20 protein-coding genes and 1 pseudogene are annotated in these 12,637 nt (G+C 50.4%); all 21 read left to right on the plus strand.

From position 1 onward, the window contains the following. The first annotated feature begins 42 nt into the window (after positions 1–42). The 21 genes and pseudogenes from O3W44_RS14210 to rpsQ all read left to right on the plus strand — a co-directional run bounded on the left by O3W44_RS14210 (position 43) and on the right by rpsQ (position 12,623). Positions 43–765 (plus strand): helix-turn-helix transcriptional regulator, encoded by a 723-nt coding sequence (locus O3W44_RS14210; RefSeq protein WP_136196209.1) that lies wholly within the window; start codon positions 43–45, stop codon positions 763–765. After that, on the plus strand, positions 765–1,151 hold the full coding sequence (gene tusD / locus O3W44_RS14215) for a sulfurtransferase complex subunit TusD (protein ID WP_269293582.1): 387 nt from the start codon (positions 765–767) through the stop codon (positions 1,149–1,151). Before O3W44_RS14210 ends, tusD begins: the two co-directional genes overlap by 1 nt. Beyond that, the gene (tusC, locus tag O3W44_RS14220) at positions 1,151–1,510 is read left to right on the plus strand and encodes a sulfurtransferase complex subunit TusC (RefSeq protein WP_269293583.1); all 360 of its coding nucleotides are present in this window, start codon (positions 1,151–1,153) and stop codon (positions 1,508–1,510) included. Before tusD ends, tusC begins: the two co-directional genes overlap by 1 nt. A gap of 9 nt (positions 1,511–1,519) precedes the next feature. Next, positions 1,520–1,807, plus strand: coding sequence for a sulfurtransferase complex subunit TusB (gene tusB, locus O3W44_RS14225; protein WP_269293584.1), 288 nt, complete (start codon positions 1,520–1,522; stop codon positions 1,805–1,807). Positions 1,808–1,930: 123 nt separating this feature from the next. Further along, complete coding sequence (rpsL, locus tag O3W44_RS14230) at positions 1,931–2,305, plus strand: 30S ribosomal protein S12 (RefSeq protein ID WP_003852912.1); 375 nt, start codon at positions 1,931–1,933, stop codon at positions 2,303–2,305. Positions 2,306–2,401: 96 nt separating this feature from the next. Further along, on the plus strand, positions 2,402–2,872 hold the full coding sequence (gene rpsG / locus O3W44_RS14235) for a 30S ribosomal protein S7 (RefSeq protein ID WP_013510774.1): 471 nt from the start codon (positions 2,402–2,404) through the stop codon (positions 2,870–2,872). 93 nt (positions 2,873–2,965) lie between these two features. Further along, positions 2,966–5,080 (plus strand): elongation factor G, encoded by a 2,115-nt coding sequence (gene fusA / locus O3W44_RS14240; RefSeq protein ID WP_269293585.1) that lies wholly within the window; start codon positions 2,966–2,968, stop codon positions 5,078–5,080. A gap of 68 nt (positions 5,081–5,148) precedes the next feature. Further along, positions 5,149–6,333 (plus strand): elongation factor Tu, encoded by a 1,185-nt coding sequence (gene tuf / locus O3W44_RS14245; RefSeq protein WP_269293586.1) that lies wholly within the window; start codon positions 5,149–5,151, stop codon positions 6,331–6,333. Positions 6,334–6,511: 178 nt separating this feature from the next. Beyond that, on the plus strand, positions 6,512–6,706 hold the full coding sequence (gene bfd / locus O3W44_RS14250; RefSeq protein ID WP_269293587.1) for a bacterioferritin-associated ferredoxin: 195 nt from the start codon (positions 6,512–6,514) through the stop codon (positions 6,704–6,706). Positions 6,707–6,812: 106 nt separating this feature from the next. Continuing rightward, positions 6,813–7,286 (plus strand): bacterioferritin, encoded by a 474-nt coding sequence (gene bfr / locus O3W44_RS14255; protein ID WP_269293588.1) that lies wholly within the window; start codon positions 6,813–6,815, stop codon positions 7,284–7,286. 385 nt (positions 7,287–7,671) lie between these two features. Next, positions 7,672–7,983, plus strand: a complete 312-nt coding sequence (rpsJ, locus tag O3W44_RS14260; protein ID WP_001181005.1) for a 30S ribosomal protein S10 — start codon at positions 7,672–7,674, stop codon at positions 7,981–7,983. A gap of 32 nt (positions 7,984–8,015) precedes the next feature. After that, positions 8,016–8,645, plus strand: a complete 630-nt coding sequence (rplC, locus tag O3W44_RS14265) for a 50S ribosomal protein L3 (protein WP_269293589.1) — start codon at positions 8,016–8,018, stop codon at positions 8,643–8,645. Between the two features lie 10 nt (positions 8,646–8,655). Next, a complete protein-coding gene (gene rplD, locus O3W44_RS14270; RefSeq protein ID WP_193405640.1) occupies positions 8,656–9,261 on the plus strand; it encodes a 50S ribosomal protein L4 in 606 nt (201 codons plus the stop codon). Further along, positions 9,258–9,560 carry a 50S ribosomal protein L23 gene (gene rplW, locus O3W44_RS14275; protein ID WP_269293590.1) on the plus strand — a complete coding sequence of 101 codons (303 nt, stop codon included), beginning with the start codon at positions 9,258–9,260 and terminating at the stop codon, positions 9,558–9,560. Before rplD ends, rplW begins: the two co-directional genes overlap by 4 nt. A gap of 17 nt (positions 9,561–9,577) precedes the next feature. Further along, positions 9,578–10,398: pseudogene (rplB, locus tag O3W44_RS14280) on the plus strand (50S ribosomal protein L2). Positions 10,399–10,414: 16 nt separating this feature from the next. Next, a complete protein-coding gene (gene rpsS, locus O3W44_RS14285) occupies positions 10,415–10,693 on the plus strand; it encodes a 30S ribosomal protein S19 (RefSeq protein WP_001138115.1) in 279 nt (92 codons plus the stop codon). A 13-nt stretch (positions 10,694–10,706) separates the two neighbouring features. Further along, complete coding sequence (gene rplV / locus O3W44_RS14290) at positions 10,707–11,039, plus strand: 50S ribosomal protein L22 (protein ID WP_046289651.1); 333 nt, start codon at positions 10,707–10,709, stop codon at positions 11,037–11,039. 17 nt (positions 11,040–11,056) lie between these two features. Next, a complete protein-coding gene (gene rpsC, locus O3W44_RS14295; protein ID WP_009087585.1) occupies positions 11,057–11,755 on the plus strand; it encodes a 30S ribosomal protein S3 in 699 nt (232 codons plus the stop codon). A 12-nt stretch (positions 11,756–11,767) separates the two neighbouring features. After that, a complete protein-coding gene (gene rplP, locus O3W44_RS14300) occupies positions 11,768–12,178 on the plus strand; it encodes a 50S ribosomal protein L16 (RefSeq protein ID WP_008927134.1) in 411 nt (136 codons plus the stop codon). Further along, positions 12,178–12,369 carry a 50S ribosomal protein L29 gene (gene rpmC / locus O3W44_RS14305; RefSeq protein WP_003850146.1) on the plus strand — a complete coding sequence of 64 codons (192 nt, stop codon included), beginning with the start codon at positions 12,178–12,180 and terminating at the stop codon, positions 12,367–12,369. The genes rplP and rpmC overlap by 1 nt, the downstream gene beginning before the upstream one ends. Beyond that, entirely contained in the window at positions 12,369–12,623 is a 255-nt protein-coding gene (gene rpsQ / locus O3W44_RS14310; RefSeq protein WP_067427355.1) for a 30S ribosomal protein S17, read from the plus strand. Before rpmC ends, rpsQ begins: the two co-directional genes overlap by 1 nt. Positions 12,624–12,637: the final 14 nt, after the last annotated feature.

Consider the following 12,637-nt stretch of genomic DNA (forward strand, 5'->3'; position numbering starts at 1 on the left):
AGCGCCTGTGACAGGCTCCAGCCACTTAGGGTGATGTCTTCAATGTCTAATCCATTTAATCCCGGCGAACTGAGTGACTTCGATCTTCTGGAGCAGCGTCCGTTCGAGCAAACTGATTACGATATTTTGAAATCGTACGAGGCCGTTGTTGATGGCCTGGCGATGCTTATTGGCTCGCACTGTGAAATTGTCCTGCATTCTCTGGAAGATCTGAAATGCTCAGCAGTACGCATCGCTAATGGTGAGCATACAGGGCGAAAAGTGGGATCGCCGATTACCGATCTGGCATTACGCATGTTGCATGATATGCATGGTGCGGACAGCAATGTCTCCCGCGCCTATTTCACCCGAGCCAAAAGCGGCGTGCTAATGAAATCTGTCACTATCGCTATTCGCAACCGCCAGCAACGGGTTATCGGACTTTTGTGCATCAACATGAATCTTGATGTGCCATTTTCGCAAATTATGTCGACCTTTATGCCGCCAGAAATGCAGCAGGTTGACTCGAACGTCAATTTCGCCAGCTCGGTTGATGATTTAGTGATGCAAACTCTGGAATTTACCATTGAAGAGGTGAGTGCAGATCGCAACGTATCGAATAATGCCAAGAATCGCCAAATCGTATTGAATCTGTATGAAAAGGGCATTTTTGACATTAAAGATGCCATTAACCAAGTGGCCGATCGCCTCAACATTTCCAAGCACACGGTCTATCTCTATATTCGCCAGTTTAAAAATGGCGATTTTCAGGGGCAGGATCGTTAATGCGTTATACCTTGCTGGTTACTGGCCCGGCTTATGGTACGCAGCAGGCCAGCACTGCCTTGCAGTTTGCGCGTGCCTTGCTGGCGGCGGGGCATCAACTGGACAGCATCTTCTTTTATCGTGAAGGTGTGATGAATGCGAATCAGCTGACCGCACCAGCAAGTGATGAATATGATCTGGTGCGTGCATGGCAAACATTACATATAGAAGAGGGTGTGGCGCTGAACATTTGCGTAGCTGCGGCATTACGACGCGGCGTAACGGATGAGCAGGAAGCGAATCGCTTACAGCTGGCGGGTAATAATCTACAGCCCGGTTTTGAAATGAGCGGCTTAGGTGCGCTGGCAGAAGCCGCGCTAACCTGTGATCGCATGGTGCAATTCTGATGAAGCGTGTCGCGTTTGTCTTTACGCACGCGCCGCATGGCAGCAGTGCGGGACGAGAAGGATTAGATGCGGCGCTGGCAACGGCAGCACTCAGTGAGGAAATTGGCCTGTTTTTCATTGGTGATGGCGTGCTGCAAATTACAGCCGGACAGCAGCCAGACGTCATTCTTAGTCGGCACTATGCTGCGACCTTTGGTGTGCTGGCACTGTATGATATCGAACACTGCTATCTTTGTCTGGACTCACTGACGAGGCGAGGCTTGCCCGCAGAAATGACACGGGTGCTGGATGTTGAGATACTGAATGCCACTGCGCTACGTCAGCAGTTGGCGAGTTACGATCGCATTTTGACTTTTTAAGAGATTTTGATGCTGCATACTTTGATGCACTCGCCCGCTTACAGCGATCTTGATACCTTGCTTCTGCTAATCCAGGCAGAGGATGATGTATTGCTGCTGCAGGATGGTGTATTAGCTGCGCTGGAAGGCAGTTATGCACTGGCACGGCTGTTAAGCTCTGCTGCCACCGTGTCGGTGCTGGAAGAAGACCTGACAGCACGCGGCCTGGCTGGACAAATTTCAACCAAAGTGCGGCCAGTGAACTATACTGGTTTCGTCGCGCTAACGGTAAAACATCAACAACAAATGGCCTGGTAATGAGGAAAGCCTGGTTATTTCTTGACACCCTTTTGACACAGCCCTAAAATTCTGCCTCCTCGTAGTCATACGAGGCGATTTATCACGTGTTTACGAAGCAAAAGCAAATCCAGGAGCTATTTAATGGCAACAGTTAACCAGCTGGTTCGCAAACCACGCGTCCGCAAAGTTGCAAAGAGCAACGTGCCGGCGCTGGAAGCTTGCCCGCAAAAACGTGGCGTTTGTACTCGTGTGTACACCACCACTCCTAAAAAACCAAACTCAGCACTGCGTAAAGTTTGCCGTGTGCGTTTAACCAACGGTTTTGAAGTTACCTCCTATATCGGCGGTGAAGGTCATAACCTGCAGGAACACTCCGTGATCCTGATCCGTGGCGGTCGTGTTAAAGACTTGCCAGGTGTGCGTTACCACACCGTTCGTGGCGCGCTGGACTGCTCAGGTGTTAAAGACCGTAAGCAGGCTCGCTCCAAGTACGGCGTGAAGAAGCCAAAGGCTTAATGGTTCTCCGTTAAGTAAGGCCAAACGTTTTAACTTAAATGTCAAACTAAACTCGTAGAGTTTTGGACAATCCTGAATTAACAACGGAGTATTTCCATGCCACGTCGTCGCGTCATTGGTCAGCGTAAAATTCTGCCAGATCCGAAGTTCGGATCAGAACTGCTGGCCAAATTTGTAAATATCCTGATGGTAGATGGTAAAAAATCTACCGCTGAATCAATCGTTTATACCGCGCTTGAGACCCTGGCTCAGCGTTCAGGTAAAAACGAACTGGAAGCCTTTGAAGTAGCCCTTGAAAACGTACGTCCGACTGTCGAAGTTAAGTCACGTCGCGTTGGTGGTTCTACCTATCAGGTACCAGTAGAAGTCCGTCCGGTTCGTCGTAATGCTCTGGCAATGCGTTGGATCGTTGAAGCTGCTCGTAAACGCGGTGATAAATCTATGGCTCTCCGCCTGGCGAACGAACTTTCTGATGCTGCAGAAAACAAAGGTACTGCAGTTAAGAAACGTGAAGACGTTCACCGCATGGCAGAAGCCAACAAGGCGTTCGCTCACTACCGCTGGTAACAGCCAGGTAGTTGTTGTTAAACCAGCGGGCGCTCAAACAGCCAACCCGCTGGGGTCGACTTACTTTGAACGTCCGAGAATCAGAGGAATCAAATGGCTCGTACAACACCCATTGCGCGCTACCGTAATATCGGTATCAGCGCACACATTGACGCCGGTAAAACCACAACTACCGAGCGTATCCTGTTCTACACCGGTGTTAACCACAAAATCGGTGAAGTGCACGATGGCGCCGCGACCATGGACTGGATGGCACAGGAGCAGGAGCGTGGTATTACCATTACCTCTGCTGCAACCACCGCATTCTGGTCTGGTATGGCTAAGCAGTTTGAGCCGCACCGCATTAACATCATCGACACCCCTGGACACGTTGACTTCACCATCGAAGTAGAACGTTCTATGCGTGTTCTTGATGGCGCAGTAATGGTTTACTGTGCAGTTGGTGGTGTTCAGCCACAGTCTGAGACCGTATGGCGTCAGGCTAACAAATATAAAGTTCCACGCATTGCGTTCGTTAACAAAATGGACCGCATGGGTGCAAACTTCCTGAAAGTTGTCGGCCAGATCGAATCACGTCTGGGTGCAACTCCGGTTCCTCTGCAGCTGGCTATCGGCGCAGAAGAAAACTTTACCGGTGTTGTTGACCTGATCAAAATGAAAGCGATCAACTGGAACGATGCTGATCAGGGTGTGACCTTCGAATACGAAGAGATCCCAGCCAACATGCAGGAACTGGCTGAAGAATGGCGCGGTAAGCTGGTCGAAGCGGCTGCTGAAGCGTCTGAAGAGCTGATGGAAAAATTCTTTGGCGGCGAAGAGCTGAGCGAAGAAGAGATCAAGACTGCTCTGCGTAAGCGCGTTCTGGACAACGAAATCATCCTGGTAACCTGTGGTTCTGCATTTAAGAACAAAGGTGTACAGGCGATGCTGGATGCAGTAATCGAGTATCTGCCAGCACCGACCGACGTACCGGCAATCAACGGTGTGTTGGACGATGGCAAAGATACCCCAGCTGAGCGTCACGCTGACGATTCAGAGCCGTTCTCTGCACTCGCGTTTAAAATCGCAACTGACCCATTCGTAGGTAACCTGACGTTCTTCCGTGTGTATTCTGGTGTTGTTAACTCCGGTGACACCGTACTGAACTCAGTGAAATCTGCTCGTGAGCGTTTCGGTCGTATCGTTCAGATGCACGCTAACAAGCGTGAAGAGATCAGCGAAGTTCGCGCGGGCGACATCGCTGCTGCGATCGGTCTGAAAGACGTTATTACTGGTGATACCCTGTGTGATCCAAACGCGCCAATTATTCTGGAGCGTATGGAATTCCCTGAGCCGGTAATTTCAATCGCCGTTGAGCCGAAAACCAAAGCTGACCAGGAAAAAATGGGTCTGGCTCTGGGACGTCTGGCGAAAGAAGACCCGTCATTCCGCGTATGGACTGACGAAGAATCTAACCAGACCATCATCGCTGGTATGGGTGAACTGCACCTCGACATCATCGTTGACCGCATGAAGCGTGAATTCAACGTTGAAGCGAACGTCGGTAAACCACAGGTTGCTTACCGCGAAGCGATTCGCTCAAAAGTTACCGATATCGAAGGCAAACACGCGAAACAGTCTGGTGGTCGTGGTCAGTATGGTCACGTTGTGATCGACATGTACCCACTGGAGCCAGGCTCTAACCCGAAAGGTTATGAGTTTGTCAACGAAATCAAAGGTGGTGTGATTCCTGGTGAATACATCCCTGCGGTTGACAAAGGTATCCAGGAACAGCTGAAATCAGGTCCACTGGCTGGTTATCCGGTAGTAGACTTGGGTGTTCGTCTGCACTTCGGTTCTTACCATGATGTCGACTCCTCAGAACTGGCGTTTAAACTGGCCGCTTCTATTGCCTTTAAACAAGGCTTTAAACAAGCGAAACCAGTTCTGCTTGAACCTATCATGAAGGTTGAAGTTGAAACTCCAGAAGAGCATACCGGTGATGTCATCGGTGACCTGAGCAGACGTCGTGGTATGCTTAAAGGGCAGGAATCCAACGCTACTGGCGTTCAGATTCACGCTGAAGTTCCGCTGTCTGAAATGTTCGGATACGCAACTCAGCTGCGTTCTCTGACCAAAGGTCGTGCTTCTTACTCCATGGAGTTCCTGAAGTATGACGATGCGCCGAACAACGTAGCGCAGGCCGTTATTGAAGCTCGTGGCAAATAAGGCTACGGTTTAAATTTGAACTGATGCCTTCATCCAGACGATGAAGGCATAACGTAAGGAATATCGCCATGGCGAAAGAGCAATTTCAACGTAACAAACTGCACGTAAACGTGGGCACCATCGGTCACGTTGACCACGGTAAAACCACCCTGACTGCAGCAATCACTACCGTTCTGTCTAAAACCTACGGTGGTCAGGCTCGTGCATTCGATCAGATCGATAACGCGCCAGAAGAGAAGGCTCGTGGTATCACCATCAACACCTCTCACGTTGAGTACGAAACCCCGACTCGTCACTACGCACACGTTGACTGCCCAGGCCACGCCGACTATGTGAAAAACATGATCACCGGTGCTGCGCAGATGGACGGCGCTATCCTGGTTGTTGCTGCGACTGACGGCCCAATGCCGCAGACCCGTGAGCACATCCTGCTGGGTCGTCAGGTTGGCGTTCCTTACATCATCGTGTTCCTGAACAAGTGTGACATGGTTGATGACGAAGAGCTGCTGGAACTGGTTGAGATGGAAGTGCGTGACCTGCTGTCTCAGTACGACTTCCCAGGCGACGACACCCCGATCGTTCGTGGTTCTGCGCTGAAAGCACTGGAAGGCGAAGCTGAGTGGGAAGCAAAAATCATTGAGCTGGCTGAGCACCTGGACAGCTACATCCCAGAACCAGTTCGTGCTATCGACCTGCCGTTCCTGCTGCCAATCGAAGACGTGTTCTCAATCTCTGGTCGTGGTACCGTTGTGACCGGTCGTGTTGAGCGTGGCGTTGTTAAAGTCGGCGACGAAGTTGAAATCGTGGGTATCAAAGCCACTGCGAAATCAACCTGTACTGGCGTTGAAATGTTCCGCAAACTGCTGGACCAGGGTCAGGCGGGCGAGAACTGTGGTGTTCTGCTGCGTGGTATCAAGCGTGAAGATATCCAGCGTGGTCAGGTTCTGGCTAAGCCAGGCACCATCAAGCCACACACTCAGTTCGAGTCAGAAGTTTACGTTCTGTCTAAAGACGAAGGCGGCCGTCATACTCCGTTCTTCAAAGGCTACCGTCCACAGTTCTACTTCCGTACAACTGACGTGACCGGCTCAGTAGAGCTGCCAGAAGGCGTTGAGATGGTAATGCCGGGCGACAACATCAAAATGGTTGTTACCCTGATCCACCCAATCGCAATGGACGAAGGTCTGCGCTTCGCAATCCGCGAAGGCGGCCGTACCGTTGGTGCGGGTGTTGTTGCTAAAGTTATCGCTTAATTGTGATACTTTGCGTGGCCGTGAAAGCGGCCACTGCAACGGAAAGAGAGCACTTCGGTGCTCTTTTTTTTTGCTGTTTTTTAGCTATGGAGGTTAATTACCACACAAAGCCTGGGTTTGAAATAAAAACCATTCGCATTTAAACTAAGTTTAGAAAATGTACCAGAGTGAACAGTAAATGTACGTCTGCCTGTGTAATGGGATAAGTGATAAAACCATCCGCGAAGCGGTGCGCCGCTATCAGCCAAAATCTATTCAGCATTTGCGCCAAATCGTCCCTGTCGGTAAGCAATGCGGAAAATGTATCCGTGCGACACGTGAAATCATGGATGAAGAGATGCAACATATCCCGTTATATAAAGAAATAGCCTGACAACTTCGCTGTACGTCACTGCAAATACCCACAATATCTGTCGCGCTTTTTTGACTTCTTTTTATCCGCATCTACGCTCATAGTATCTGGAAGCGGAGGAAGCAAAATGAAGGGCGATATCAAAATCATAAGTCACTTAAATAAATTATTGGGAAATGAATTGGTTGCGATAAACCAGTACTTCCTGCATGCACGTATGTTTAAAAATTGGGGGCTGATTCGCCTCAATGATGTTGAGTATCATGAATCAATTGATGAGATGAAACATGCCGACAAATACATTGAGCGCATCCTTTTTCTCGAAGGCATACCGAATTTACAAGACCTGGGCCGACTGAGAATTGGTGAAGATGTCGAGGAAATGCTGCGCAGCGATCTGACGCTTGAACTGGAAGGGGCTAAAGACCTTCGTGAAGCTATCGCCTACGCAGATAAAGTTCACGACTACGTGAGCCGCGATATGATGATCGAGATACTGGCAGAGGAAGAGCACCATATTGACTGGCTGGAAACTGAACTCGATCTTATCCAGAAAATGGGTATTCAAAACTACCTGCAGGCACAACTCAGAGACGAATGATCCCACTGTTTTTATCTCTGTTCGCCCGTTATGGCCAGAAGTGGCATTGAAGTTGCGGGCGCTTTATTCCCTCTCTTGTTTTTGCTTTCCTTCATCCCCTGGACGTCTGAACATAACCGTTACCGCTTAAAACGCATTTTTTAGCGACAAATGACGGCTAAAAACAGAACACGGGTTGCTTCCTGAACGTATTTACGTATAATGCGCGGGCCTGCCGATATTGGCAGGCGCGATTCGAGCAGAATCGCAGGCGGCAGGATGTTGGGCCGTCTGACAATACTCCCAATTGGGGAGTTATATGCTGAACGATTACACTCTCCCATCAATCGTAATGGGTTCGAGTAGTAATTTTTTTCGTCTATAAAAAGTTTGGAGCTCTGGTCTCATGCAGAACCAAAGAATCCGTATCCGTCTTAAAGCGTTTGATCATCGTCTGATCGATCAATCAACCGCGGAAATCGTTGAGACCGCCAAGCGCACTGGTGCGCAGGTTCGTGGTCCGATCCCGCTGCCAACCCGCAAAGAGCGTTTTACCGTTCTGATCTCTCCGCACGTAAACAAAGATGCGCGTGATCAGTACGAAATCCGCACTCACAAGCGTCTGGTAGACATCGTTGAGCCAACTGAAAAAACCGTTGATGCTCTGATGCGTCTGGATCTGGCTGCCGGTGTTGACGTGCAGATCAGCCTGGGTTAATCAGGTCATCGAGCGATTGAGAGGTTGAAACAATGATTGGTTTAGTCGGTAAAAAAGTGGGCATGACCCGCGTCTTCACTGAAGATGGCGTATCTATCCCCGTCACCGTAATCGAAGTTGAAGCGAACCGCGTTACTCAGGTTAAAGGCCTGGAAAACGATGGTTACCAGGCAATTCAGGTTACCACCGGTGCTAAAAAAGCAAACCGTGTGACCAAACCTGAAGCTGGTCATTTTGCTAAAGCTGGCGTTGAAGCTGGCCGTGGTCTGTGGGAATTCCTCACCACTGAAGGTGAAGAGTATTCTGTAGGTCAGAGCATCAGCGTTGAGATTTTCGCTGAAGTTAAGAAAGTTGACGTAACTGGCACCTCTAAAGGTAAAGGTTTCGCTGGTACCGTTAAGCGTTGGAACTTCCGTACCCAAGACGCTACCCACGGTAACTCCTTGTCGCACCGCGTTCCGGGTTCTATCGGTCAGAACCAGACTCCGGGCAAAGTGTTCAAAGGCAAGAAGATGGCAGGTCAGCTGGGTAATGAGCGTGTAACCGTTCAGAGCCTGGACGTAGTACGTGTTGACGCTGAGCGCAACCTGCTGCTGGTTAAAGGTGCTGTCCCGGGTGCGACCGGTAGCGACCTGATCGTTAAACCAGCTGTGAAGGCGTAAGGGGATAGCAATGGAATTAGTATTGAAAGACGCGCAGAGCGCGCTGACTGTTTCCGAAACTACCTTCGGTCGTGATTTCAACGAAGCGCTGGTTCACCAGGTTGTTGTTGCTTACGCATCAGGCGCCCGCCAGGGTACTCGCGCACAGAAAACTCGCGCTGAAGTAACCGGTTCAGGCAAAAAGCCTTGGCGTCAGAAAGGCACCGGCCGTGCGCGTTCAGGTTCTGTTAAGAGCCCGATCTGGCGTTCAGGTGGCGTGACCTTCGCTGCGAAGCCGCAGGACCACAGTCAAAAAGTTAACAAAAAGATGTACCGCGGCGCGCTGAAAAGCATCCTGTCCGAGCTGGTACGTCAAGATCGTCTGATCGTTGTCGAATCATTTGCTGTAGAAGCACCGAAAACCAAGCTGCTGGTACAGAAACTGAAAGACATGGCGCTGGAAGATGTGCTGATCATCACCGGTGAACTGGATGAGAATCTGTTCCTGGCTGCGCGTAACCTGTATAAGGTTGACGTGCGTGATGCAGCGGGTATCGACCCAGTTAGCCTGATCGCCTTCGACAAAGTCGTTATGACTGCTGATGCAGTTAAGCAAGTTGAGGAGATGCTGGCATGATCCGTGAAGAACGTCTGCTGAAAGTGGTGCGCGCGCCGCACGTATCTGAAAAAGCATCTAGCGCGATGGAAAAAACCAATACCATCGTACTCAAAGTAGCTAAAGACGCGACCAAAGCAGAGATCGTTGCTGCTGTTGAAAAACTGTTCGAAGTTGAAGTTAAAGACGTGAACACCCTGGTAGTCAAGGGCAAAGTTAAGCGTCACGGACAGCGTATCGGTCGTCGCAGCGACTGGAAAAAAGCTTACGTCACCCTGAAGGAAGGCCAGAATCTGGACTTCGTCGGCGGCGCTGAGTAAGTCGGAGGAGAAAGACAATGGCAGTTGTTAAATGTAAACCGACATCTCCGGGTCGTCGTCACGTAGTTAAAGTGGTGAACCCAGAGCTGCACAAGGGCAAGCCGTTTGCCCCGTTGCTGGAAAAAACAGCAAATCCGGTGGCCGCAACAACAACGGTCGTATCACTACCCGTCACATCGGTGGTGGTCATAAGCAGGCTTACCGTCTGGTTGACTTCAAACGCAACAAAGATGGTATCCCGGCAGTTGTTGAACGTCTTGAGTACGATCCGAACCGCTCTGCGAACATCGCACTGGTTCTGTACAAAGACGGCGAGCGCCGTTATATCCTGGCCCCTAAAGGCCTGAAAGCTGGCGACCAGATTCAGTCTGGCGTTGATGCTGCGATCAAAGCAGGTAACGCTCTGCCGATGCGTAACATCCCAGTAGGTTCTACCGTTCATAACGTAGAAATGAAACCAGGCAAAGGCGGTCAGATTGCTCGCTCTGCTGGTGCTTACGTGCAGATCGTTGCGCGTGAAGGTTCCTACGTAACCCTGCGTCTGCGTTCAGGTGAAATGCGTAAAGTCGAATCTGACTGCCGCGCAACTCTGGGCGAAGTCGGTAACGCTGAGCACATGCTGCGCGTTCTGGGTAAAGCCGGTGCAACCCGTTGGCGTGGTGTTCGTCCGACCGTTCGTGGTACTGCGATGAACCCAGTTGATCACCCGCACGGTGGTGGTGAAGGTCGTAACTTTGGTAAGCACCCGGTCACTCCGTGGGGCGTTCAGACCAAAGGTAAGAAGACCCGTAGCAACAAGCGTACTGATAAATTTATCGTACGTCGCCGTAGCAAATAATATTAGAGGATAAGCCATGCCACGTTCTCTCAAGAAAGGTCCTTTTATTGACCTGCACTTGCTGAAGAAGGTAGAGAAAGCGGTGGAAAGCGGTGACAAGAAGCCTTTGCGCACTTGGTCCCGTCGTTCAACGATCTTTCCTAACATGATCGGTTTGACCATCGCTGTCCATAATGGTCGTCAGCACGTTCCTGTTTTTGTTTCCGACGAAATGGTTGGTCACAAACTGGGTGAATTCGCGCCGACACGTACTTATCGCGGTCACGCGGCTGATAAAAAAGCCAAGAAGAAATAAGTAGGAGGAAGAGATGGAAACTATTGCTCAACATCGCCATGCTCGTTCTTCTGCTCAGAAGGTACGCCTTGTGGCTGACCTGATTCGCGGTAAGAAAGTGTCGCAGGCACTGGACATTTTGACCTACACCAACAAGAAAGCGGCTGTACTGGTCAAGAAGGTTCTGGAATCTGCCATTGCTAACGCTGAACACAACGATGGCGCTGATATCGACGATCTGAAAATCACGAAAATTTTCGTTGATGAAGGTCCGACCATGAAACGCATTATGCCGCGTGCCAAAGGTCGTGCAGATCGCATCCTGAAGCGCACCAGCCACATCACTGTGGTTGTGTCCGATCGCTGAGACTCTGGAGACTAGCAATGGGTCAGAAAGTACATCCTAATGGTATTCGCCTGGGTATTGTAAAACCATGGAACTCTACCTGGTTTGCGAACACCAAAGAATTCGCTGACAACCTGGACAGCGACTTTAAAGTACGTCAGTTCCTGACAAAAGAACTGGCTAAAGCGTCTGTTTCTCGTATCGTTATCGAGCGTCCAGCGAAGAGCATCCGTGTGACTATTCACACCGCTCGTCCGGGCATCGTTATCGGTAAGAAAGGCGAAGACGTAGAAAAACTGCGCACGGTCGTCGCGAACATCGCTGGCGTTCCTGCACAGATCAACATCGCCGAAGTCCGTAAACCGGAACTGGACGCAAAACTGGTTGCTGACAGCATCACTTCACAGCTGGAACGTCGCGTGATGTTCCGCCGTGCAATGAAGCGTGCTGTTCAGAACGCCATGCGTCTGGGCGCGAAAGGTATCAAAGTTGAAGTTAGCGGCCGTCTGGGCGGTGCCGAGATCGCACGTACCGAATGGTACCGTGAAGGTCGCGTGCCATTGCACACTCTGCGTGCTGACATTGACTACAACACCTCAGAAGCGCACACCACTTATGGTGTAATCGGCGTTAAGGTATGGATCTTCAAAGGTGAGATCCTGGGTGGTATGGCTGCTGTTGAACAACCGGAACCGGCTGCTCAACCTAAAAAGCAGCAGCGTAAAGGCCGTAAGTAAGGAGAGTCGCTGATGTTACAACCAAAGCGTACGAAATTCCGTAAAGTGCACAAAGGCCGTAACCGCGGTCTGGCTGCCGGTACGGATGTCAGCTTCGGTACTTTCGGTCTGAAAGCTGTTGGCCGTGGTCGTCTGACTGCTCGTCAGATCGAAGCAGCACGTCGTGCTATGACCCGTGCAGTTAAGCGTCAAGGTAAGATCTGGATCCGTGTATTCCCGGACAAACCAATCACCGAGAAGCCGCTGGAAGTGCGTATGGGTAAAGGTAAGGGTAACGTTGAGTATTGGGTTGCCCTGATCCAGCCTGGTAAAGTCCTGTATGAAATGGACGGCGTACCAGAAGAGCTGGCCCGTGAAGCATTCAAGCTGGCAGCAGCAAAACTGCCTATCAAAACCACCTTTGTAACTAAGACGGTGATGTAATGAAAGCAACTGAGCTGCGTGAAAAAAGCGTTGAAGAGCTAAACACTGAGCTGCTTAATCTGCTGCGTGAGCAATTTAACCTGCGCATGCAGGCAGCATCTGGCCAGCTGCAGCAGACCCATCTGCTGAAGCAAGTTCGCCGTGATGTTGCGCGCGTTAAGACTTTACTGACTGAGAAGGCGGGTTCGTAATGACCGATAAAATCCGTACTCTGCAAGGTCGTGTCATTAGTGACAAAATGCAGAAATCTGCTGTTGTTGCTATCGAACGTTTTGTGAAACACCCGATCTACGGTAAATTCATCAAGCGTACGACCAAGCTGCACATCCATGACGAGAACAACGAATGTGGTATCGGTGACGTGGTTGAAATCCGCGAATGCCGTCCACTGTCTAAGACTAAATCTTGGACGCTGGTTCGCGTTGTAGAGAAAGCGATTCTGTAATAGAATTCGCCCTC

The organism is Pantoea sp. LMR881 (assembly GCF_027157825.1).
Taxonomy (GTDB): domain Bacteria; phylum Pseudomonadota; class Gammaproteobacteria; order Enterobacterales; family Enterobacteriaceae; genus Pantoea; species Pantoea haifensis.